This is a genomic window from Microbacterium lushaniae, assembly GCF_008727775.1.
In the GTDB taxonomy this organism is placed as follows: domain Bacteria; phylum Actinomycetota; class Actinomycetes; order Actinomycetales; family Microbacteriaceae; genus Microbacterium; species Microbacterium lushaniae.
In genome coordinates, this window is the sequence record NZ_CP044232.1 from 1,977,160 (window position 1) to 1,997,412 (window position 20,253).

Here is a 20,253-nt window from a genome sequence, read left to right on the forward strand (position 1 = left end):
GTGCTATTCCTTGTCGTTGGTGGGTCGCGCGAGAGCTGCGCTGACGAGGTCGGTGAATTGCGTGGGCTGTTCGATGTGCGGGAAGTGGCCGGCGTCGGTGATGGACTCGAACGACGCGCCAGGAAGGTCCGCGGCTAGTGCGCGGACACTGTCGATCGGCGTTCGACGGTCCTCGCTCGCGCCGATCACGGTCACGTTCGCCGTGATCTGGCCCAGACGCGGCGTGAGATCGAGGGTGTAGAGACCCTCCATGAGGCCCCGGAAGGCCTCCCGCGATACGCCGACAAAGCGCTCGATGAGGGTCGCCCTGGTCTGATCGGTAAGCGCGGCGAAGGTCATCCCCTCGACCAGGCGTACGGCGTACTCCGCGACCGTGAAGGTCTGGAAGTCGGAATCCAGGCCAGTGAGGCGACGTTCGCGTTCCTCAGCGGTCACCTGCACAAAGGTGTTGATCACGATCAGGTCAGTCACGCGCTCGGGATGCCGAGTGGCGATGTCGATCGCCTCGCAGCCGCCCATCGAGACGCCGAGGACCGCGAAGGTCTCGATGCCTTCCGCGTCGAGCGTTTCGATGACGTCATCTGCGAACACGTCCGCGCCGGGCGTGGGCTCGTACGCGCTTTCGCCGTGGCCACGACGATCCAGCGCGACGACACGACGCCCGTCGAGCTCGGGCAGAGCCGGCCAGTCACGGGAGTCCAAACCCATCGCGTTGAGTAGAACCAGTGTTGCGGCGTCCGGGCGAGTACCGGGTGCCAGTTCACGGAATTTGAGCAGCACGATGCCACCCTCCTTTTTGTCGGAACGGATCAGTAGAAGTTTTCGGGTGCGGCAATCACCGCCGGCCACCCGGAATCATCGGGCGACCAGCGATACAGCGCCGTTAGGAGGACGAGGCGGAGTATGGAAGCCAGGTGGCGAGATCGGGGAAGGCCCAGAGCAACACCAAGCCGACGATCATGGCGAACACGAACGGCCACGAACCGCGGTACGCGTCGCCGAGCTTCGCGTCGGGGTACAGCTTCTTCTGTACGCCGTGCAGCACGAACAGGTTCATCCCGTACGGCGGGGTGATCATTCCCACCTCGACGAGGAGGACGACGATGACGCCGAACCAGATCATGTCGAAGCCGGCCGCCGCGACGAGGGGAACAATGATCGGAAGTGTTGTGACGATGACGGCGAGCGAGTCAAGGAATGCGCCCGCGATGAGCATGACGATCACGATGATGAGCATCAGCATGAACGGCGACAGGTTGGCTGCGACGAGTGCTTCACCCGCGGCCCTCTGAACACCGAGGTATCCCAGCGCCGTCTGCATGATGTTCGCCCCGAGAAGCAAGAACATGATCATCGCGGTGGTCGCCGCCGTCGACGCGAACGTCTCCTTGAGCATCGACCAGTTGACCCGCTTCTTCAGCAGGGCAAGGACGAACGCTCCCGCGACGCCGAAGGCGGCAGATTCCGTGACCGTCGCGATACCGAGGTAGATCGAGAGCACCACGATGAGCATGAGCGCGATGAACGGAACGAGAGACAGCGACGCACGGATCTTCTCCCCCACGGGCACGCTCTCGCCGCGCGGGAGGTCACTACGTCGGATGCCGAAATACAGCGCGACGAGCATGAACAGCAGCGTCAGCATGATGCCCGGCACAATGCCGGCCATGAGCAGGTCTCCGATGGATTCCTTCGCGATCATGCCATAGATGACGAGCACCATCGACGGCGGGATCATGATTCCCAGGGTTCCGCCCGCGGCGAGCGAGCCGAGCACCATGGGGCGGGGGTAGCCCTTTTCATAGAGCTGAGGAATGGCGACAGAACCGATCGTGGAGGCGACCGCGACTGAGGTTCCCGACACCGAACCGAACATCGCCGAAGCGATGACGTTCGTATGGAGGAGCCCGCCGGGGACGCGGCCCATCCACATCGCCATCGTGCGATACATGCTGTCGGTGACACCGCTGCGCACGAGCAGGTCGCCCATCAAGGCGAACAGCGGAATGACGATGAGGGTCGTGTCGGAGAAAAGTTCCCAGGCAGAGTGACCCATGAGGCCGAGCGTCGGCCGGTCGGAGAAGAAGGTCAGCAAGATGATGCCGACGAACCCGAGCGCAACGGCGACATGGGTTCCGAAGACGAACGCGCCCGCGAGAACGAGAATCAGGACGAGTAGGGCTTCCAGCAGCATCAGGCGACCTCACCGTCGAGTGCAGGGTGCGCCGCCGGTCCGACGATGGCGTCGAGCAGCGCGAGAACGGTCATGAACACCAAGGCGATGACAGCGAACGTCTGCGGAAAAGCGATGGGGACGGAGGTGGACTGCACGACAGCGCCGGTGGCAAGTGAGCGGTCAGCGACCGTCCACAGCGCCGCCGCGATGATGCCCGTGAACGCCGCCATCGCGAGCGAGCTGAAACGCGCACAGAGACGGTGCAGCTTCGCGGGATAGCGGGTGACGATGACCTCGATCATGATGTGCGACCCCGCCTGCAGTCCGTAGGGGAATGCCGCGGCGAGGGTGAAGGCGGCGAGAACCGAGACGATCTGCTCGGTCGCACCAGTGGAGATCGAGAAGAAGTGCCGCGAGAGGGTGTCCGCGAGGAGGAAGACCGCGATCACCGCGATCAACCCCCCCGCGAGAAATCCCAGCCCTCGGGCGACGTGTCCCAGGAGCGCTCGCGCTCGCGTGACAATTGTCATGAGTGATGACTCCTCTAGGAATAGAAGGCCGAGGGCCGGGAGGAAACTACTTGATCGAGAAGCCGGCGAAGGTGGCCAGGTTCTCGTTGAAGACGGCGACAGCGTCTTCGCCGGAACGAGCAGCCCAGTTCTTCACCACAACGTCCTGAGACATCGTGGCGAGCTTGGAGCTCCACTCGCTGTCGACGGGAACGACGACGACGCCTGCTTCTTCGGCGCGGACCGTGCCACCCTCGGTGGCCTCACGGGCGATGTCCCAGCTCGTCTCGCTGAAGACCTCGGCGGATGCCGTGATCGCGTCGCGATCAGCGTCCGTCAGAGACTCCCACATCGGCTCGTTCATGACGGCGAGCGCACCGGTGCAACCGAGGTTCACGTCAACGAGGTGCGAGGAGACCTCTCCGAGGCTGAGGTCGGAGCCGGCGGTGGCACCCGTGATGACACCGTTGATGACACCGCGCTGCATCGAAGCGTAGGTGTCTGCCAGCGGCATGGAGACCGGCTCGGCACCGAGCGAGCGGACGATGTCGGACTGTGCTTCACCGAACGCGCGCACCTTCATGCCCTGGATGTCTGCGAGGTCGGTGATATCGCGGTCGCTCCACAGGTAGATGCACTCCCACCCGATCGAACCGAGTACGTGACCGCCAGTGGATTCGGGGAGTCCATCCAGACCCGAGGACCACGCTTCCCACGCAGACTTGGAGGTGTCGAAGCCATCGAAGACGCCCGGCAGCTGCACGCCCTCGATGAGCGGCTGCTCACCGGCGACGAATCCAGGGATGATCTCCATCATGTCTGCAAGGCCATCGGAGACGAGGCTGATCGCTTCGGAACCGTTGAAGCCGAGTTCGGCCATGTCCGTGAGTTCGACCGTGATCGCTCCGTCGGTGCGCTCTGCGAGGTCTTCAGCGAAGGCCTCCCAAGCCTGGAACGGGAGTGACGATCGCGAGTTGGCGACTGCCTTGAGCGTGACGGTGCTGTACCCATCCGTCGCGGTCTCTGCATCGGCACCGGTGTCCCCGGCGCACCCCGCGATTGCGAGCAGTGAACCCGTGACGACTGTGGCGAGAACAGCCTTCTTCGTACGCGACATCGGCGCACCTTTCAATTTGGGGGTAGTCGGCGACACGCTCAACGAGCCGCTGGAGGTGGGAATACTCTGACATGCCGTAAACCCGTCCCAAGACGCCAAGTTGTATAAATCAGTGCCGACCGCGCGCCACGAGGGCATCCGTTTCGAGCACGAAACAAATCGGTAACACTTTTCGCTCGTTTTCTCCTGCCGAAGTGTCTATAGATGCGCCATGATGATGCCGTGCCTGTGAATGGTCCAGCTCTCCGCGACATCGTCGAGGACCCCACCCTCCGACTCCGCGTCGTTTCCGCGACCTACACCCCCGACCTCTCGCTCACGGGCTTCTCGGTGAGCGAGCTGCCCGACCCCACTGCATATTGGGATGAGCCGGGAACCATCCTCCTCACGACGGCACTCTCACTGGACCGCGACTCCTCTTCCGCGATGCGCGACTATGTCTCTCGTCTGCGCGAGGGTGGGGTCATCGCCGTCGGCATCGCGATCGGACCCCACGTCCTTGGGAAGGCGCCCGATCGACTCCTGCATGAAGCAGATGCGCAGGGGGTGACCGTCTTCGAGGTGCCGCTGAGCACACGATTCATCGGCGTCACACAGGCGATCGTGGATCTACTCAGTCGCGCGAAGTACGAAGCGCGCATCCGCGCCCTCGACGTGCAACGAGATTTCTCTCGTGCAGCGCTACGGGCGGACGGGGCTCACCTCATCGTCGACCGTCTGGGAGGCGCCATCGACGCGGCTGCGGCAGCTCTCATCCGCGCGGACGGCAAAGTCCAGGAGGCCAGCTCCCGATTTCCGCACGACCAGCTTCCGGTGATCGCAGACGAGATCACGCAGATCATCCCGCGGGGCCTGCACATCACCGCAAGCATCGCTCTCGGAAATGCGGGGAACGCGCTCATCTATCCGATTGGCCTCGACGAACGCCCCTCCGCTTATCTCGCTGTGACCCACGCATCAAAGCTCGGCGACTCCGACCGCGGCGTGATCGCATCGGCCGTTGCCATGCTCGCCCTCCACCTGGATCGTGGCGCCGGGGAGACACGCATACAGCGGGCTGCCCGACGGCGCCGCGTGGGCGCACTGGTGACAGGCGTACAAGACCATGTCGACCTTCTCAGCGATATCGCCGACCTCGCTCCCTTCCCCTACCGCGACGATGATGTCGTGGTGCTGGTCGCGACGGCCCCAGAAGACAATGCGAAGCTCATCGACGAGCTCGAGCGGTCTCCCGCGCTCGCGGGCTGCGAGATGGCTCTGCTCGAGCAGCGGATCGTGGTGATCACAACCGCCGACCGCAGCGAGCGCAACATCGATGACCTCCTCACTCGCGCCATGCGCATCGGTGTCTCACGACCGGTTGCTTTCGACGACGTGGCGGACGCGTACGACAGCGCGTTGCGCGCGCACGCGACGGCTCGAGCGCTCGCCAGAGACGTGGTGCGGTCGTCATCGAGCCTGGCCAGCCCGATCACGGCGCTCGTTCCACAGCAGGTTCTCGGGACGTGGGCGCGAGATGCCGTGTCCGAGTTGAAGACGGTCCTGGGTGAGGCGCGGTATGAAGACGCGATCGCTGCGCTCGCCGCATACTTGCGCACCAACGGTTCGATCACGCAGGCGGCAGCCGAGCTCGGAGTTCACCGCCATACCCTGCGCGCACACCTGCACGCAGTCGAGCAAGCCATTGGCGCCTCGTTCCAAGATCCCGATACGCGCGCCAGCGTCTGGCTCATGTTGCGAGCCATGCACATCGTTTGACCCGAGGACGTTGTACTCGCGTCATCCCACCTCACGAAAGGACGGTCTTGCACATACACATCACAACAGACGGCGTCACCGTCACCGATCTCGAGGAGCTCCGCGCGCTCGACGCTGTCATCGAACCCGGGGTGGATGCCGACAGCATCCTGCGCTCGACGCATGCGGGCCACGTCGTCGATGACGACCACATCGCCGTTACCCTGGCATTCCTGCGCGCGTCTGCCCTCGGCGCGAACCTCCCGGCAGGATGGGAGGCGGGTTTCGAGAAGACCGTCGCATATGCCGAGTCCAAGGGATGGGTCCTGCAGGATCCACCTGCGCTCCGTGTGCACGTCGTCCAGAACGAGACGCTCCCACCCTCCGCCTGAACATCAGCGCGCGTGGATGGTCACGACACCCCAGTAGGTCGGGTGCGCGTCGTTCCATGCGTTCCGCTGTGCGGCCAGGCGCGCTGCCCGCTCGTCGTCGCTCGGCGGCGCGTCACTCATGGTGGTCCACTGCGAGAGCGCCGTCGAGCTCAACGAGAGCTGTGAACAACTCCTCGCGCGTCGCGGTGGGGTCGGTGATCGCTCTTGCGAAGAGCGCACGCATCCGTTCCCGCTCGGCGTCGGACACATCGCCGAGCCGCGCGAGACACCATTCAATGTCGTCGGCGAGGCTATAGCTCGGATCATCCACCTCGATGCCGGGGTAGTACAAGAACGCGAGCACAGCCACGTACTCCAGGACGGCGTCAGCGCGCTCACGATCGCTCATGGCATGAAGGTGCGCACCCAGCGCCCACGATTCGCGCGGCGATGTCTGCTGGTCGGTCTACTGTCGTGCATGTTCGGCCCGAGGAGGAAGCCCAATGGCCGAACCGCGCCCGTGGCACCCGCTCCTCGCAGCGCGCGAAGGGCCGACGAGCACGTGGATCTTGGTGGACGCGTTCGACCGCGTGTAGGGCACCATCGAGATCGCCGGGTGAACGCCACCGAAGTCCGCTATCGTGCCAGCTTCCTGGGTCATCGGCTGGTCAAGAACCCTCCGCCTCGCCTACGAGCGGGTCCACGGTGAGTTCCTGCGGAACCACGGCCCGAACGGCGGACCGTTCGCGAGTTGGGACACGAACGATCGAGGTGGACCGATCGAATAGTTACTATGCCACTTCGATGTCTTCCTCGTCGAGGAAGTCCAGCGCCGGATCATCGACCGCTCCGTCGTCGGTCGAGAGCAACGAGGTATCGGGGTCGACCCGGCGTAGCGTCCGTTCGAGGATTCCCGCCAGCCCCCGATCCACGCTGCGGTCGGGCTTGATGTAGTGCCCTTCTGTGATCGCGCTCGATCCGTGGCCGAGGAAGGTGGCGGCAGCGTCGGCGCTCGCCCCGCGCGCGATAACCGTTGCACCGGTCCGTCGGTACCAGCGCAACGTGATCCGCTCCCCCACGAGATCTGCCAGCTCGAGGAACGCTCGGAAGGCCCGTCGCACATTGAACAGGCTCAGTGGCTTGCTCGCACGATTGGCGAAGATGGTCCGTGTCGGATCGATGGCCGAGATGCCGGCAAGCCGTGCACGAAGGACGTCCGCGGCGAAGTCGGGGACCGCGATTCGGCGGATGGAGTGCTCGGACTTGGGGTGGTCTTGGCGTACGGCCCCGCTGCCGGTGCGCAACACGACCGTCCCCTTCACCGAGATCGTCATCCCGCTGGGACCGTCCTCGACATCGCACACGCGGAGAGCGAGGCACTCACCGATGCGCAACGCAGTGCCGAGGAGCACTTCGATGACGTCGCGCACTTGACCGTCGGGCTTCGGACCCTTCACGTCCGGTCCCGTCCGCCACCGAGTCGCGGCGTCGCGGCGTCGCGGATGGCGCTGATCTGCGCCACGGTCAGCGCTTGCGGCTCGCCCTTCGGCCGACGCAGCGGACTCGTTCCCTGCACCGGGTTCCGCGGGATGGCATCGTGCCGGAGCGCGAAACCGAAGAGGAGATTGAGCATGGTCCGCGAGTGCTTCGCTCGCGAGTATGACACCGCGCGCTCGGAGCGGAGGAACCATTCGACCCGCCCCGTCGTGATCTCGCCCAGCGTGAAGTGCTCGAACTGAGGCAGCACGTGGAGACGGAGATCGTCACGGTAGTTCTCCTTTGTCCCATCGGATAGCTTCTGCAGCTCGAGGTCCTCGAGCCACAGGCCGGCGAGATCCCGGAAGGAGCTGGTGAGGTCGAGCAATCCCCCGGTCCCGAAACCGGGCCGTTCGAGCAGACGCTGCCTCAACCTCGCTCGAGCTGCCGAGCCCGTGCGGGCGGCGCCCGTCACTCTCCGCAAGCGCCCGTCGGCGTCGCGAATCCGCGCCAACGCCACGTACGACGATCCTCGCCTCCTGACACTGATGGTTCCGTATGAACCGATCTGGGTGCGCGGCCGCCCCCCGTTCACAACACTCCCCCGCTGTGTCGCTACTCGTCTGCCAGCTCCATTCGGTGCACCCATGCGTCGATCTCGCTCTTGCGAAATCTCAGCTGCGTGCCGACGCGGAATCCACGGGGTCCACGGCCCTTGCTCCGCAGGTCGTAGATCGTCTGGACGGAGACCTTCAGCTCGGCAGCAAGCTCGGCCAACGAGACGTAGTTCCCGTGTCCTGACTCGGAGGCGCCAACAGCGTCCATATAGCGAAGGTGCGCGTCCCTTTCCGCGTACCTTCCAGATACTTCGAGAAGGTCCGAGAGCGCACTGCGGCGCTCCGGTGAAGTGTCCAGTAAACGACGACCAAACATCCAAGCTCCCTGATCAGAGAGTGAAGATTCGGTGCTTTACCGGGAGTTTTGGTGGACCTGAGGGGACTCGAACCCCTGACCCCCTGCATGCCATGCAGGTGCGCTACCAGCTGCGCCACAGGCCCGGATGCTGCCTCACGAGGCAACCCCCCAAGGTTACTACATTCCGAGACCTCGCTCGAACCAGCACGGGCGTCGGCGGTGCCGGATATGGTGCTCACAACGAAGGGAATGCCATGCCCTCACTCGGCAACATCGTGTTCTACGCCGACGATCCGCCCGCGCTCGCGCGGTTCTGGTCCGACGTCTTCAGGTACCCGCATTCGACGTTCGACGGTGAGCTGCGCGAAGCCCTGCTCGCGAGCGGCCTGACCGAAGACGACCTCGCACGACGCGGGCTCGCCGAAGATCCCTCCGGCCGCGGGCCGCGCCTGTTCTTCCACCATGCCGACGGGCCGAAGACCGACCGCAATCGCATCCACATCGACGTCACCGCCGACCGTCCCGACGGCCAGCTGCAGATCTCGCCGGAGCTGCTGGATGCGGAGAAGGACCGGCTCGTGGGGCTCGGCGCGCAGGTCGTGCGCCTCGTGGAGCAGAACTGGGGACCGTGGCCCGAACGCTATTGGCAGATGCGCGACCCGGAGGGGAACGAGTTCTGCCTGCAGTGAGCGGGGCGGGGGCTATTCCGCGGGCGTAGGCAGGTCGATCGGCACGAGCGGGCAGTCCTTCCAGAGCCGCTCGAGACCGTAGTACACGCGCTCCTGCTCGTGGAAGACGTGTACGACGAGGTCGCCGAAGTCCAGCAGGATCCAGCGGGACTCGGCGCGACCCTCGCGGCGCAGCCGCTTGTGGCCGGCCTCCAGCAGCTTGGCCTCGACCTCGTCGGCGATCGCAGCGACATTCCGCTCGTTGCGCCCGGTGGCCAGCAGGAAGATGTCGACCAGCGGGAGCGGTTGCGACACATCCAGGGCGATGAGATCTTCGGCGCCCTTGGAGTCGGCCGCGTGGGCGGCGACGTCGAGCATCGTGCGGGAGGACTCGGTGGCGGCCATCAGAACACTCCGGTCGTCACGGCGAGGATGAGTACGCCCACCAGGGCGAGGGCGAGCACACCGGCGGTGATGACCAGCGCCAGCATGAGCTTGTTGCCCTTCTCCGGGGCGGGGGGACGGATGATCTCTTCGCCGGAGTGCCGGGCCGTGCTGATCGCGGCGCTGGCGGCGATGGGTGTCGGGGAGGAGGAGGCCGGCAGCTCTCCGTCGATCAGGGTGGCGTCGACATCCTTGCCGTCGGTGGTTCCGTGGGCGTGTCCGTTGGATCCCAGCCCCGCGGGCAGGTCGAACGATCCCGTGATGAGCACCTCGCCGGTGGCCGAGATCGGTGAGAGCGGCGTGGCTGCAGGGGTCTGCGAGAGGATCAGGGCGTTGGGCGTGGATGTGGATCCCGATCCCGATCCGCTCCGCGCGATCAGCTGGTCGAACGACGGCGGGATCGAGACCGGCGGCTGCTCGCCGGCGAGAAGACCCGATCCCAGCTCCGGGTTCACCACCGAGGCCGCAGGCGCGTCCTCTGGCTCGGACTCGAGCTCGGGCTCACTCTCAGGCTCGGAGTCGGACTCGGACTCGGACTCGGTGAGGCTCGTCAGGTCGTGGGCGGGGCCGCCGTGATCGGACGTCGGCACGGCAGAGGCCGGCACTGCCGACACCGGCTCGGCTGCAGCATCCGTCTCTTCGGGCCTGTCCTCGTCGTCCGCGGGATCCGCCGCAGCCGTCGCCGGCTCGGTCGCCGGCGGGACGACCGTCGCCGCGTGCACGGGGATCGCGTCGACCTGGATGACGGGGACGGACGCCGTGCGGATGCGCTCCTGCGTGCGGGCCTGCCGCCGGGTCAGCGGCGACACTCCGAGATCGACGGCGGCCTCGGGCAGCGGCGCCGGAGGCACGGGAGCGGGATCGGCCGCACGCGGAAGCGGAGTTGCGACGACGGGGACGGAAGGTTCGGGTGCAGGGGTCTCGCGGACGTCGTCATCGACCTCCGCGCCGGCCGGCGGGATGATCGGGGTGGCCCCGGTGGCGCGGATCTCGCGCAGACGGCGACGGGTCAGTGGGGTGGATTCGGGCTGATCTGATGTGCTCATGCCTTGCTCCGATAGAGGTGATGCTTTGCGATGTACTGGACGACCCCGTCGGGGACGAGGTACCACACGGGATGACCTTGACGCACGCGATCACGGCAGTCGGTCGACGAGATCGAGAGCGCGGGGATCTCGAGTTGGCTGACGTCGTCGGTGGGCAAGCCTTCCGTGTTCAGTACGTGGCCGGGTCGTGAGACTGCGACGAAGTGCGCGAGGTCCCACAACTCATCATGGTCCCTCCAACTGAGAATCTGCGCCACCGCGTCGGCACCGGAGATGAAGAACAGCTCGGCGTCGGGTCGCTGGGCCTTCAAATCGCGGAGGGTGTCGATCGTGTAGGTCACTCCCCCGCGGTCGATGTCGACGCGGCTGACCGTGAACTGCGGGTTCGACGCCGTCGCGACGACCGTCATGAGGTAGCGGTGCTCGCTGGAGGTGACGTGCTCCTTGTGCCACGGCAGTCCCGTGGGGACGAACACGACCTCGTCGAGGTCGAAGCTCTGCGCGACCTCGCTGGCGGCGACCAGGTGGCCATGGTGAATGGGATCGAACGTCCCACCCATGACCCCGATCCGCGGCGCGCGCTCCCCCGACATCCAGTGGGCCTAGTGGCCGTGTCCCTCGCGGCTCGGCGCGGGGTGAGTGCGCGCGTAGGCCTCCGCCTTCGGCGCGTGGCGGTTCGCGACGTTGCGGTAGGACAGCGTGACGATCCCGAGGAAGGCGAACACGACCAGCGCCACCGCTCCGTACCAGAACGTCTCCAGAGCGACGTTCCCGTGGTGCTCCGCCTCCGCGGCAGCGAAGGCGATCAAGGTGGCGGTGGTCATCCGGTCTCCGTTCGGGTCGAGCGCGGCGCGCCCTGCCATTTTAGTGCGCTCACGCGCGGATCTGCCCGTCACCGCGCGCCAGCCACTTGGAACTGGTCAGCTCGGCCAGACCCATGGGTCCGCGGGCGTGAAGCTTCTGGGTCGAGATCCCGACCTCGGCGCCGAAACCGAACTCCCCGCCGTCGGTGAACCGCGTCGAGGCGTTCACCATCACGACCGCGGAGTCCACCTCCGCCAGGAACCGCTCGGCGTGGCCGGGGTCTTCGGTGATTATCGACTCGGTGTGGTGGGTCGAGTAGCGCCGGATGTGCTCCAGTGCGTCGTCCAGATCGTCCACGACGCGCACGGCCAGGTCAAGACTGAGGTACTCCGTCGCCCAGTCCTCCTCGCCGGCGGGGACGGCGGCGGGATGCATCCGCACCACCGACTCGTCTCCGTGCACCGTCACACCGGCCTCCGCCAGCGCCGCCAGGACGCCGGGGAGCACGCGCTCGGCGGCGTCGCGGTGCACGAGCACCGTCTCCACCGCGTTGCACACGCTCGGCCGCTGCGCCTTGGCGTTGACGATGATGTCGCGGGCCCAGTCCGCGCGTGCGCTGGCGTCCACGAGGATGTGCACGACGCCGGCACCGGTCTCGATGACCGGAACGAGCGACTCGGTCACGACGGTCTCGATCAGCTGCGCACTCCCGCGCGGCACGAGCACGTCGACGATCCCGCGCGCCCGCATGAGTTCGCGCGCCCCGTCCCGACCGAACTCGTCCACGGTCTGCACCGCTTCGGGGTCGCATCCGAGCTCGCTCAGGGCACCGCGCATGCTGCGCACGAGCGCCGCGTTGGTCCGCTCCGCCGCCGTGCCGCCGCGCAGGACCACGGCGTTGCCCGATCGCAGCGCGAGCGCGGCGATGTCGACGGTCACGTTCGGGCGCGCCTCGTAGATCGTGCCCACGACACCGAACGGCACTGCCACCTTCTGCAGGCGCAGGCCGTTGGGCAGCACTCGCTCGTCGAGCACCCTGCCGACGGGGTCGGGCAGTTCGGCCACGGCGCGCACGGCGTCGGCCAGCGCCGCCACGCGGGGCCGGTCAAGGCGCAGCCGGTCCAGCAGCGCGTCGCCGATGGCCTGCTCGCGTCCCCGCTCCAGGTCCTCGGCGTTGGCCGCGACGATGTCGTCGGTGTCGGCCTCGAGCCGCGCCGCGATCGCGTGCAGCAACTGTTCCTTCGTCGCTCCGTCCAGCAGCCCGATCGAGCGTGACGCGTCCTTGGCGAGCAGCATCCGCTCGCGCGCGGAGGTGGCGACGGTGGTCATCGTGTCAGTCTATCGACGGGGCGCGGCGACGGTTCCGACCGGGCCGGTGGGCGCGGGGCGGGCGACGGCGGCCGGAGCGAACCACGTGCCGACTTCCCGCCCGCCCAACGCGTCGGCGACGAGGTCGGCGCTGGTCACGAGCACTCCGACACCGGATGCGGCGGCCAGCCGCGCTGCGGACACCTTGGTCGCCGCTCCCCCGGTGCCGACGCTGTTGACCACGACCGTGCCGAACTCGTAGCCCTGCATGTCGTCGCCGGCTTCGATCGTGTGGATGGGGCGTGCCCCGGGCTCCCCGGGGGGCCGGGTGTAGAGACACTCGATGTCGCTGAGGAGGACGAGCGCGTCGGCGCCGATCAACTGGGCCACCAGCGCCGCGAGACGGTCGTTGTCGCCGAAGCGGATCTCCTGCGTGGCGACGGTGTCGTTCTCGTTGACGATCGGAAGGATCCGCAGGCCCAGCAGTCGCTCCATCGCCCGACGGGCGTTGGAACGGGGCGTGGGGTGTTCGAGATCGCCGGCGGTGAGGAGCACCTGGCCGGCGAGGAGACCGAACCGGTCGAGCGAGGTCTGGTACCGCCACATCAGCACGTTCTGGCCCACGGCGGCGGCCGCCTGCTGGGTCGCGAGGTCGGTGGGGCGGCCCTCGAGCTGGAGGAAAGGCAGAGCGGTCGCGATCGCGCCGGAGGACACCAGCACGATCTCCGTGCCCCGAGCATGGGCCGCCGCGAGCGCCTCGACGATGGTGTCGATGCGATGGGCGTTGTCACCGCTGATGGAGGAGGACCCCACCTTCACCACCACACGGTCGGCCGCGGGGATCGCGCCGCGCGTGAGTGCGGTCATCCGTCCGCTCCGTCTCGGCCCGCACGCCTTTCCGCTTCGAGCTCGGCGCGCGCGTCGGCCTTGGCATCCATGCGCTCGTGGTACCGCTCGCGCCGCTGGGCGGTGGTGCGCCGAGTGCTGTCGTCCAGACGCGGGTCGCTGCCGCGCGGGGCGACCATGAGCTCCGCGGCCGAGGACAGCGAGGGCTGCCAGTCGAAGACGACGCCGTCGCCCTCGCCGATGACGACGGTGGCACCAGGAGTGGCACCGACGCGGAACAGCTCGTTCTCGATGCCGAGACGCTCCAGCCGGTCGGCGAGATAGCCCACCGCTTCGTCGTTCTGGAAGTCGGTCTGCTGGACCCACCGCACGGGCTTGTCACCGAGGATGCGGTACAGCGGACCGCACGAGCCGCCCTCCACGCGCACGCTGAACTCGCGCTCCGAGCCCTTCGGCCGGATGACGATGCGTTCCTCCGGCTGCTCGGCGGCCTGGTCGATGCGGTGCTGGGCGATCAGATCGCCCAGCGCGAAGGTCAGTTCGCGCAGACCCGCCCGGCTCACCGTGGAGATCTCGAACACGCGCAGGCCGCGGGCTTCGAGGTCGGGGCGGACGAGGTCGGCGAGATCCTTCGCCTCGGGCACATCGACCTTGTTCAAGGCGACCACCTGAGGCCGATCCAGCAGGGGCACCTGCCCCTCCGGGACGGGGTAGGCGGCCAGCTCGGCGAGGATGACATCGAGGTCGGTGAGGGGGTCGCGACCGGGCTCGAGCGTCGCGCAGTCCAGGACGTGCACCAGGACGGTGCATCGCTCGACGTGGCGGAGGAACTCCAGCCCCAGTCCACGGCCCTCGCTCGCCCCTTCGATGAGGCCGGGGACGTCGGCGATGGTGAAGCGCACATCGCCGGCCTGCACGACGCCGAGATTGGGGTGCAGGGTGGTGAACGGATAGTCCGCGATCTTCGGACGCGCGGCCGAGACGGCGGCGACCAGACTCGACTTGCCGGCCGAGGGGAATCCGACCAGCGCCACGTCGGCGACGGTCTTCAGTTCCAGGACGAGGTCGCCCTCCCACCCGGGGGTCCCGAGGAGGGCGAAGCCGGGGGCCTTGCGCTTGGGCGAGGCGAGGGCGGCGTTGCCGAGCCCGCCCTGCCCACCCGGGGCGGCGACGAAGCGCATGCCCGGGGTGATCATGTCGACGAGGGTCTCGCCGTCCGGTGACTTGACGACGGTGCCCACGGGCACGGGAAGCTCGAGGGATTCCCCCGCGGCGCCCGAACGGTGGTCGCCCATTCCGAAGCCGCCGTTGCCGGCGGAGCGGTGCGGCGAGTGGTGATAGGACAGCAGCGTCGTCACCTGCGGATCGGCGACGAGCACGACGTCGCCGCCGTGTCCGCCGTTACCGCCGTCGGGGCCGGCCAGCGGTTTGAACTTCTCGCGGCGCACCGACACGCAGCCGTTGCCGCCCTTGCCGGCACGCAGATGCAGCGTCACCTGGTCGACGAACGTGACCATGCGGGTTCCCTTCGTGCGTGGGGGGCGGATGCGGGCGGCGCCGTCAGGCGCACCGCGGGATGAAACGAGGGGGTGGGCGTATGCCCACCCCCTCGGTAAACAGTGTCGGTGCTGCGGATCACTCCGCGGCGGCGACGATGTTGACGACCTTGCGGCCGCCCTTGCTGCCGAACTCGACAGCGCCGGCCGACAGCGCGAAGAGCGTGTCGTCCCCGCCACGACCGACGTTGGCGCCGGGGTGGAAGTGGGTGCCGCGCTGGCGGACGATGATCTCGCCGGCGCCGACGACCTGGCCGCCGAAGCGCTTGACGCCCAGTCGCTGAGCGTTGGAGTCGCGACCGTTACGGGTGGAGCTTGCGCCCTTCTTATGTGCCATGTCTACGTCTCCCTGGCTTACTTGATGCCGGTGATCTTGACGCGCGTGAGGTCCTGGCGGTGCCCCTGGCGCTTCTTGTAACCGGTCTTGTTCTTGAACTTCTGGATCACGATCTTCGGGCCGCGCTCTTCGCCGAGAACCTCGGCGGTGACGCTCACCTTCGCGAGCTTCTCGGCATCGGTCGTGACAGCGTCACCGTCGACGAGGAGAACCGCGGGAAGCTGCACCTTGTCGCCCACCGATGCGGCGAGGCGGTCGAGAACGACCACCGAGCCGACCTCGACCTTCTCCTGCCGGCCGCCGGCGCGCACAACTGCGTAAACCACTTCACACCTGTTTCGTTTGGGAGCGCACGGCTCCGGTTTGTCTGATGACGGAAAGTCTTGGTGCGGTTCCCCGTCTCACCGCCCGCGAATCGTCTCATCGCGGGCATGGGAGGGGCGAACGCAACGCACCAAGGGTCGAGTTTACCCGATGGCCGAACGCCTGGCAAAGTGGCGGCTCCAGCCGCGTGTCGGAGCGGCCCCCGTAGGATCTGAGCGTGGTGATCCTGATCGATCAGCCGATGTGGCCGGCACACGGGCGCCTGTGGGCGCACCTGGTCAGCGACTCCGATCTCGGCGAGCTCCACGCCTTCGCGCAGGCTCACGGCATCCCCCGCCGCAGCTTCGATCTCGACCACTACGACGTGCCCCAGGAGGCGCACGCGAGGCTGGTCGCCGGCGGCGCCGAACACGTAGACGGCCGCGAGCTCACGCGGCGCCTCATCGCGTCGGGACTGCGGGTTCCGGCGCGCGATCGGCGCCGGAACCGCTGATCCCTCAGTCCTCGTCGGAGGGCGAGGCCTGCACCGGTGTCCCGCTGAGGGCCGCCGTGGTGACGCGTCGCCGCGACCGCCCCTGACCGGGCGCCTTGGGCTCGGGGAGCGCATTGAGCACCGAATCCAGCAGCAGGTCCTTCTCCGTGCGCTCGGACTTCGACGCATCCGAACGCTTCTTGCGCGTCTTGCGCGCCGGGGCCTCGACGACCTGCTCGATCGGCTCGGGGGCGACCTGCTCACCGTCTTCGTCGGCTGCCGGGGTGGCAATGGTGGACGCGGCGATCTGGGCGAGCGCCGACTTCACGCCCTCCGTGATCACGTGCGTTCCGCTGGAGCCGCCGTTGCCGCCTCCGTTGGCACCGGCGCCTCCGCGTCCACGGCGTCCGGAGGAGGGTGCGGCACTGCTGGAGCGGTGCTTGACGACGGGATCGTGGTGCACGATGACCCCGCGACCGGCGCACACCTCGCACGGCTCACTGAAGGTCTCCAGCAGGCCCAGACCCAGCTTCTTACGCGTCATCTGCACGAGCCCGAGCGAGGTGACCTCGGCGACCTGGTGCTTGGTGCGGTCGCGGCTGAGGCACTCCACCAGGCGACGAAGCACGAGGTCGCGGTTGGATTCGAGCACCATGTCGATGAAGTCGACGACGATGATGCCGCCGATATCGCGCAAGCGCAGCTGGCGGACGATCTCCTCGGCCGCTTCGAGGTTGTTCTTGGTGACGGTCTCCTCGAGGTTGCCGCCTGAGCCGACGAACTTGCCGGTGTTGACGTCGACGACCGTCATGGCCTCGGTGCGGTCGATCACCAGCGACCCGCCGGAGGGCAGCCACACCTTGCGGTCCAGCGCCTTCTCGATCTGCTCCGTGATCCGCAGCTCGTCGAACGGATCGCCGTCGCCCTCGTAGGTCTCGACACGCTCGAGCAGGTCGGGGGCGACGCCGGCGAGGTACGACGAGATCGTCTGCTGCGCGTCCTCCCCCTGGATGAGCATCTTGGTGAAGTCCTCGTTGAACACGTCGCGGACGATCTTCACGAGGAGGTCGGGCTCGGAGTGCAGGAGGGCGGGCGCCTGGATGGACTCGACCTGCTGGGAGATGTGCTCCCACTGCGCCGTGAGCCGCTGCACGTCGCGCGTGAGCTGGTCTTCGGTGGCTCCTTCGGCCGCGGTGCGCACGATGACGCCGGAGGACTCGGGGAGCACCTCCTTGAGGATCTTCTTCAGCCGTGCCCGCTCGGTGTCGGGGAGCTTGCGGGAGATGCCGTTCATCGCGCCGCCGGGGACGTACACGAGGTAGCGACCGGGGAGGGAGATCTGGCTGGTGAGGCGGGCGCCCTTGTGGCCCACCGGATCCTTCGTCACCTGCACGAGCACGCGATCGCCCGACTTCAGCGCCAGTTCGATGCGCCGCGGCTGATTGCCGGTCTCGACGGCGTCCCAGTCGACCTCGCCCGAGTACAGCACCGCGTTGCGGCCGCGGCCGATGTCGACGAAGGCCGCCTCCATGCTGGGCAGCACGTTCTGCACGCGTCCGACGTACACGTTGCCGATGAGGGATGCATCCTGATTGCGGGCGACGTAATGCTCGACGAGCACGTTGTCCTCGAGCACGGCGATCTGGACACGCCCGTACTTGGACCGCACGACCATGACGCGGTCCACGGCCTCGCGGCGGGCGAGGAACTCGGCCTCCGTCACCACGGGGCGACGACGCCCCGCTTCCCGCCCGTCACGGCGACGCTGCTTCTTCGCCTCCAGGCGCGTGGATCCCTTGATCCGCTGCGGCTCGGTGACGTACTCCACCGCGCGCTGACGGGGAGCCGGCGGCTGCTCGGCCTCCACCAGGTCGTCGGCGCCGTTGGCGCCGCGCCGGCGATTGCGGCGGCGGGCGCCGGCAGGACCGGCGGGCTCCTCCTCGACCGGGCGGGCGGCCGGCAGCTCGGGGATCTCGGGAGCGTAGAAGTGCAGCGCGGTGCTCACCGACGACACGAAGGTCTCCGGCAGCAGACCCAGCGACACCGCCGTCGGCGGTCCGGATGGCTGCTCGGGCTCGGCGGGCCGCGCCTCGGATGCGGCGGGCTGCTCGGGCTCGGCAGCCTGCGCCTCGGGTGCGGGAGCGTCGTCCGGCTGCGCCTCGGATGCGGCGGGCTCGTCCGGCTGCGCCTCGGATGCGGCGGGCTCGTCTGGCTGCGCCTGGGACGCTGCATCCTCGTCCGGCTGCGCCTCGGGTGCGGGGTCTTCTTCCGCTTCGGGCAGCGTGAGCGCGGCGGGCGCGCCCTCGTCACCCTCCACGGCCTCGACCGCGTCGAGCACGGCTTCGGCCTCGGTCGAGGCAGGCGAGGCGGCGGAGGCTTCCGGCGCGCTCAGGGTCTCGTCGGTGTGTTCCGGCTGGTTTTCTGTTGCATCGGCCATCTCTGGCGTACTCCTCGAGGGCGACACCGCGCGTCACCCGGAAACTCATGCGGCGCCGCACCCGGCGGTGCCACGAACTCTCTCGGTCTGCAGTCGGCCCGAAGCTCGTACTGCGAAAGGCGTCCATCGCCCGAAGTCTGTCGTGATGCGGTTGCGGCGCGGCCGCGGTGCATCATCGTCCATTATCGCACTTCCGGGAGCTCAGCGCAGTCAACTCACCGAACCGGTCTTATCTCCGGCGCGCGAGGGCGGCGGCGTCCAGGCCGCGGTGCCATAATCCCGCCATGACCACAGCGCCCTCCCCCGCTTCACCGAAGGCTCTGGCGGTATGGCTGGTGATCGCCGGGGTCGTCGGCTGGTGGGCGGCATACTCGCTCACGATGGAGCGCCTGCAGCTCCTCGCCGATCCCGGATCGACGGCGTCGTGCGACTTCAGCGTCCTCATCCAGTGCGGCAAGAATCTCGACTCGTGGCAGGGCAGCGTCTTCGGCTTCCCCAATCCGATCCTGGGACTCACCGGGTGGATGGCCCCCGTCGTCGTGGGCATGGCGTTACTGGCCGGCGCGCGGTTCGCCCGCTGGTTCTGGTGGCTGTTCACGCTGGGGACGGCCGGTGCGCTCGCATTCGTGGTGTGGCTCATCGCGCAGAGCATCTTCTCGCTGTCGACCCTGTGCCCGTGGTGCATGGTGACGTGGGCGGTGACGATCCCCACCTTCTACGCCGTGCTGCTGCACGTGCTGCGGGAGGGAATCCTCCCCGCCTCCCCCGCGGTACGCCGCGCCGCGGGTGTGCTGATGAGCTGGCTGCCGCTCGTGGTGGTCCTGTCCTTCGCCGTCATCGCGATCATCGCGCAGCTGCGCCTCGACGTGATCGGGTCGCTGTGAGGTCGCGGCGTTCTGCGGTCGCACTGGCGCTGAGCATCCTCGCCGGCGCGACGATCGCCGGCTGCGCGTCGACGACGCCGGAGCAGGTGTGCGTTCCGGAGCTCGCGGTCACTCCCGACGCCCCCCGCCCCGGGCGCATCGTGACCGTGCAGACGGTCCGCGCATGCCCCGCCGAGGAGGGGGTGCGATGGGAGGTGCGCATCCAGCCCGCGGACGCGACGATCCCGCTCGCACGTGCTTTCGTCGAGCCCGAGGCGGACGGCTCGTTCGCGGTGCGTATCACCGTCCCACCCACGATCGGCCCAGGACCGGCGATCGCGCACATCGCGAACTACTGGGAATCGGCCACGTGCCCCGACGGCGCGAGCTGCGCCGACGCCTCCGTCACCTTCGAGGTGCGCGAATAGGTCAGCCGAACCAGATCTCGAGTTCGCGGGCCGCGGACTCGGGGCTGTCGCTGCCATGCACGAGGTTCTGCTGCACGGCCACGCCCCAGTCCCGTCCGAAGTCACCGCGGATCGTCCCCGGTGCCGCGGAGGTGGGGTCGGTGGCGCCGGCCAGCGAACGGAATCCCTCGATGACCCGGTTTCCGGCGAGGCGGATCGCCACGGCGGGGCCGGACATCATGAATTCCAGGAGCGGCTCGTAGAACGGCTTCCCCTCGTGCTCGGCGTAGTGGCGCTCCAGACGTGCGCGGTCGGGCTCGACGAGCCGGATGTCCACGAGCGCGTAGCCCTTCGCCTCGATGCGCGCGAGGATCGCCCCGGTCAGCCCGCGGGCCACACCGTCCGGCTTGACCAGGACGAGGGTCTCTTCGGTTGCCATG

25 protein-coding genes and 1 tRNA gene are annotated in these 20,253 nt (G+C 67.8%); 6 read left to right on the top strand and 20 right to left on the bottom strand.

Annotated elements, in window-relative coordinates; translation table 11 throughout:
• Positions 1-3: 3 nt before the first annotated feature.
• From F6J85_RS09360 to dctP, 4 genes are all read right to left on the bottom strand, one after another.
• Positions 4-780, bottom strand: coding sequence for an alpha/beta fold hydrolase (locus F6J85_RS09360; RefSeq protein ID WP_150924757.1), 777 nt, complete (start codon positions 778-780; stop codon positions 4-6).
• 103 nt (positions 781-883) lie between these two features.
• The gene (locus F6J85_RS09365; RefSeq protein ID WP_150924758.1) at positions 884-2,194 is read right to left on the bottom strand and encodes a TRAP transporter large permease; all 1,311 of its coding nucleotides are present in this window, start codon (positions 2,192-2,194) and stop codon (positions 884-886) included.
• The gene (locus F6J85_RS09370; RefSeq protein WP_150924759.1) at positions 2,194-2,706 is read right to left on the bottom strand and encodes a TRAP transporter small permease; all 513 of its coding nucleotides are present in this window, start codon (positions 2,704-2,706) and stop codon (positions 2,194-2,196) included. Before F6J85_RS09370 ends, F6J85_RS09365 begins: the two co-directional genes overlap by 1 nt.
• 46 nt (positions 2,707-2,752) lie before the next feature.
• Entirely contained in the window at positions 2,753-3,802 is a 1,050-nt protein-coding gene (gene dctP / locus F6J85_RS09375) for a TRAP transporter substrate-binding protein DctP (RefSeq protein ID WP_191906568.1), read from the bottom strand.
• 204 nt (positions 3,803-4,006) lie between these two features.
• On the opposite strand from dctP, the gene F6J85_RS09380 reads away from it, so the two are divergent.
• Together F6J85_RS09380 and F6J85_RS09385 are read left to right on the top strand one after the other, a co-directional pair.
• The gene (locus F6J85_RS09380; protein ID WP_150924761.1) at positions 4,007-5,560 is read left to right on the top strand and encodes a helix-turn-helix domain-containing protein; all 1,554 of its coding nucleotides are present in this window, start codon (positions 4,007-4,009) and stop codon (positions 5,558-5,560) included.
• 47 nt (positions 5,561-5,607) lie between these two features.
• Positions 5,608-5,931 (top strand): hypothetical protein, encoded by a 324-nt coding sequence (locus F6J85_RS09385; protein ID WP_150924762.1) that lies wholly within the window; start codon positions 5,608-5,610, stop codon positions 5,929-5,931.
• 112 nt (positions 5,932-6,043) lie between these two features.
• On the opposite strand, the gene F6J85_RS09390 is transcribed toward F6J85_RS09385, so the two are convergent.
• The 5 genes from F6J85_RS09390 to F6J85_RS09410 all read right to left on the bottom strand — a co-directional run bounded on the left by F6J85_RS09390 (position 6,044) and on the right by F6J85_RS09410 (position 8,444).
• Complete coding sequence (locus F6J85_RS09390; RefSeq protein ID WP_150924763.1) at positions 6,044-6,319, bottom strand: hypothetical protein; 276 nt, start codon at positions 6,317-6,319, stop codon at positions 6,044-6,046.
• A gap of 382 nt (positions 6,320-6,701) precedes the next feature.
• On the bottom strand, positions 6,702-7,340 hold the full coding sequence (locus F6J85_RS09395; protein WP_191906569.1) for a tyrosine-type recombinase/integrase: 639 nt from the start codon (positions 7,338-7,340) through the stop codon (positions 6,702-6,704).
• Between the two features lie 23 nt (positions 7,341-7,363).
• On the bottom strand, positions 7,364-7,819 hold the full coding sequence (locus F6J85_RS09400; RefSeq protein WP_191906570.1) for a tyrosine-type recombinase/integrase: 456 nt from the start codon (positions 7,817-7,819) through the stop codon (positions 7,364-7,366).
• 182 nt (positions 7,820-8,001) lie between these two features.
• Positions 8,002-8,319, bottom strand: coding sequence for a helix-turn-helix transcriptional regulator (locus tag F6J85_RS18280; RefSeq protein WP_420846065.1), 318 nt, complete (start codon positions 8,317-8,319; stop codon positions 8,002-8,004).
• Positions 8,320-8,368: 49 nt separating this feature from the next.
• Positions 8,369-8,444: transfer RNA gene (locus tag F6J85_RS09410), tRNA-Ala, on the bottom strand.
• Positions 8,445-8,555: 111 nt separating this feature from the next.
• On the opposite strand from F6J85_RS09410, the gene F6J85_RS09415 reads away from it, so the two are divergent.
• Positions 8,556-8,990 carry a VOC family protein gene (locus tag F6J85_RS09415; RefSeq protein ID WP_150924767.1) on the top strand — a complete coding sequence of 145 codons (435 nt, stop codon included), beginning with the start codon at positions 8,556-8,558 and terminating at the stop codon, positions 8,988-8,990.
• A gap of 12 nt (positions 8,991-9,002) precedes the next feature.
• On the opposite strand, the gene rsfS is transcribed toward F6J85_RS09415, so the two are convergent.
• The 9 genes from rsfS to rplU form a co-directional block, all read right to left on the bottom strand.
• Positions 9,003-9,374, bottom strand: coding sequence for a ribosome silencing factor (gene rsfS, locus F6J85_RS09420; RefSeq protein WP_150924768.1), 372 nt, complete (start codon positions 9,372-9,374; stop codon positions 9,003-9,005).
• Positions 9,374-10,459 carry a hypothetical protein gene (locus tag F6J85_RS09425; protein WP_150924769.1) on the bottom strand — a complete coding sequence of 362 codons (1,086 nt, stop codon included), beginning with the start codon at positions 10,457-10,459 and terminating at the stop codon, positions 9,374-9,376. Before F6J85_RS09425 ends, rsfS begins: the two co-directional genes overlap by 1 nt.
• Positions 10,456-11,052, bottom strand: a complete 597-nt coding sequence (gene nadD, locus F6J85_RS09430) for a nicotinate-nucleotide adenylyltransferase (RefSeq protein ID WP_150924770.1) — start codon at positions 11,050-11,052, stop codon at positions 10,456-10,458. Before nadD ends, F6J85_RS09425 begins: the two co-directional genes overlap by 4 nt.
• A 9-nt stretch (positions 11,053-11,061) precedes the next feature.
• Positions 11,062-11,283 carry a hypothetical protein gene (locus F6J85_RS09435; protein WP_150924771.1) on the bottom strand — a complete coding sequence of 74 codons (222 nt, stop codon included), beginning with the start codon at positions 11,281-11,283 and terminating at the stop codon, positions 11,062-11,064.
• Between the two features lie 49 nt (positions 11,284-11,332).
• Positions 11,333-12,592, bottom strand: a complete 1,260-nt coding sequence (locus tag F6J85_RS09440; RefSeq protein WP_150924772.1) for a glutamate-5-semialdehyde dehydrogenase — start codon at positions 12,590-12,592, stop codon at positions 11,333-11,335.
• Between the two features lie 9 nt (positions 12,593-12,601).
• A complete protein-coding gene (gene proB, locus F6J85_RS09445) occupies positions 12,602-13,438 on the bottom strand; it encodes a glutamate 5-kinase (RefSeq protein WP_150924773.1) in 837 nt (278 codons plus the stop codon).
• Positions 13,435-14,934, bottom strand: coding sequence for a GTPase ObgE (gene obgE / locus F6J85_RS09450; RefSeq protein ID WP_150924774.1), 1,500 nt, complete (start codon positions 14,932-14,934; stop codon positions 13,435-13,437). The genes proB and obgE overlap by 4 nt, the downstream gene beginning before the upstream one ends.
• Positions 14,935-15,052: 118 nt before the next feature.
• Complete coding sequence (gene rpmA, locus F6J85_RS09455; RefSeq protein ID WP_135066839.1) at positions 15,053-15,310, bottom strand: 50S ribosomal protein L27; 258 nt, start codon at positions 15,308-15,310, stop codon at positions 15,053-15,055.
• A gap of 17 nt (positions 15,311-15,327) precedes the next feature.
• A complete protein-coding gene (gene rplU, locus F6J85_RS09460) occupies positions 15,328-15,636 on the bottom strand; it encodes a 50S ribosomal protein L21 (RefSeq protein ID WP_135066842.1) in 309 nt (102 codons plus the stop codon).
• Between the two features lie 215 nt (positions 15,637-15,851).
• Here rplU and F6J85_RS09465 point away from each other — a divergent pair, with 215 nt between their 5' ends.
• Positions 15,852-16,127 (top strand): DUF4031 domain-containing protein, encoded by a 276-nt coding sequence (locus F6J85_RS09465; RefSeq protein ID WP_150921107.1) that lies wholly within the window; start codon positions 15,852-15,854, stop codon positions 16,125-16,127.
• Between the two features lie 4 nt (positions 16,128-16,131).
• Here the strand turns inward: F6J85_RS09465 and F6J85_RS09470 are convergent, their stop codons facing one another.
• Positions 16,132-18,543 (bottom strand): Rne/Rng family ribonuclease, encoded by a 2,412-nt coding sequence (locus F6J85_RS09470; protein ID WP_191906571.1) that lies wholly within the window; start codon positions 18,541-18,543, stop codon positions 16,132-16,134.
• A 284-nt stretch (positions 18,544-18,827) separates the two neighbouring features.
• On the opposite strand from F6J85_RS09470, the gene F6J85_RS09475 reads away from it, so the two are divergent.
• Entirely contained in the window at positions 18,828-19,427 is a 600-nt protein-coding gene (locus F6J85_RS09475) for a vitamin K epoxide reductase family protein (RefSeq protein ID WP_150924775.1), read from the top strand.
• Complete coding sequence (locus F6J85_RS09480; RefSeq protein WP_150924776.1) at positions 19,424-19,834, top strand: hypothetical protein; 411 nt, start codon at positions 19,424-19,426, stop codon at positions 19,832-19,834. The genes F6J85_RS09475 and F6J85_RS09480 overlap by 4 nt, the downstream gene beginning before the upstream one ends.
• A gap of 1 nt (position 19,835) precedes the next feature.
• On the opposite strand, the gene ndk is transcribed toward F6J85_RS09480, so the two are convergent.
• A complete protein-coding gene (gene ndk / locus F6J85_RS09485; RefSeq protein WP_150924777.1) occupies positions 19,836-20,252 on the bottom strand; it encodes a nucleoside-diphosphate kinase in 417 nt (138 codons plus the stop codon).
• Position 20,253: the final 1 nt, after the last annotated feature.

Excerpts from the sequence above, each read along its gene's own strand:
- F6J85_RS09365 (WP_150924758.1), bottom strand. The coding sequence starts at position 2,194 with ATGCTGCTGGAAGCCCTACTCGTCCTGATTCTCGTTCTCGCGGGCGCG.
- F6J85_RS09370 (WP_150924759.1), bottom strand. The coding sequence starts at position 2,706 with ATGACAATTGTCACGCGAGCGCGAGCGCTCCTGGGACACGTCGCCCGA.
- dctP (WP_191906568.1), bottom strand. The coding sequence starts at position 3,802 with ATGTCGCGTACGAAGAAGGCTGTTCTCGCCACAGTCGTCACGGGTTCA.
- F6J85_RS09380 (WP_150924761.1), top strand. The coding sequence starts at position 4,007 with ATGCGCCATGATGATGCCGTGCCTGTGAATGGTCCAGCTCTCCGCGAC.
- F6J85_RS09390 (WP_150924763.1), bottom strand. The coding sequence starts at position 6,319 with ATGAGCGATCGTGAGCGCGCTGACGCCGTCCTGGAGTACGTGGCTGTG.
- F6J85_RS18280 (WP_420846065.1), bottom strand. The coding sequence starts at position 8,319 with ATGTTTGGTCGTCGTTTACTGGACACTTCACCGGAGCGCCGCAGTGCG.
- F6J85_RS09415 (WP_150924767.1), top strand. The coding sequence starts at position 8,556 with ATGCCCTCACTCGGCAACATCGTGTTCTACGCCGACGATCCGCCCGCG.
- rsfS (WP_150924768.1), bottom strand. The coding sequence starts at position 9,374 with ATGGCCGCCACCGAGTCCTCCCGCACGATGCTCGACGTCGCCGCCCAC.
- F6J85_RS09425 (WP_150924769.1), bottom strand. The coding sequence starts at position 10,459 with ATGAGCACATCAGATCAGCCCGAATCCACCCCACTGACCCGTCGCCGT.
- nadD (WP_150924770.1), bottom strand. The coding sequence starts at position 11,052 with ATGTCGGGGGAGCGCGCGCCGCGGATCGGGGTCATGGGTGGGACGTTC.
- F6J85_RS09435 (WP_150924771.1), bottom strand. The coding sequence starts at position 11,283 with ATGACCACCGCCACCTTGATCGCCTTCGCTGCCGCGGAGGCGGAGCAC.
- F6J85_RS09440 (WP_150924772.1), bottom strand. The coding sequence starts at position 12,592 with ATGACCACCGTCGCCACCTCCGCGCGCGAGCGGATGCTGCTCGCCAAG.
- proB (WP_150924773.1), bottom strand. The coding sequence starts at position 13,438 with ATGACCGCACTCACGCGCGGCGCGATCCCCGCGGCCGACCGTGTGGTG.
- obgE (WP_150924774.1), bottom strand. The coding sequence starts at position 14,934 with ATGGTCACGTTCGTCGACCAGGTGACGCTGCATCTGCGTGCCGGCAAG.
- rpmA (WP_135066839.1), bottom strand. The coding sequence starts at position 15,310 with ATGGCACATAAGAAGGGCGCAAGCTCCACCCGTAACGGTCGCGACTCC.
- F6J85_RS09470 (WP_191906571.1), bottom strand. The coding sequence starts at position 18,543 with ATGGCCGATGCAACAGAAAACCAGCCGGAACACACCGACGAGACCCTG.
- F6J85_RS09475 (WP_150924775.1), top strand. The coding sequence starts at position 18,828 with ATGACCACAGCGCCCTCCCCCGCTTCACCGAAGGCTCTGGCGGTATGG.
- ndk (WP_150924777.1), bottom strand. The coding sequence starts at position 20,252 with ATGGCAACCGAAGAGACCCTCGTCCTGGTCAAGCCGGACGGTGTGGCC.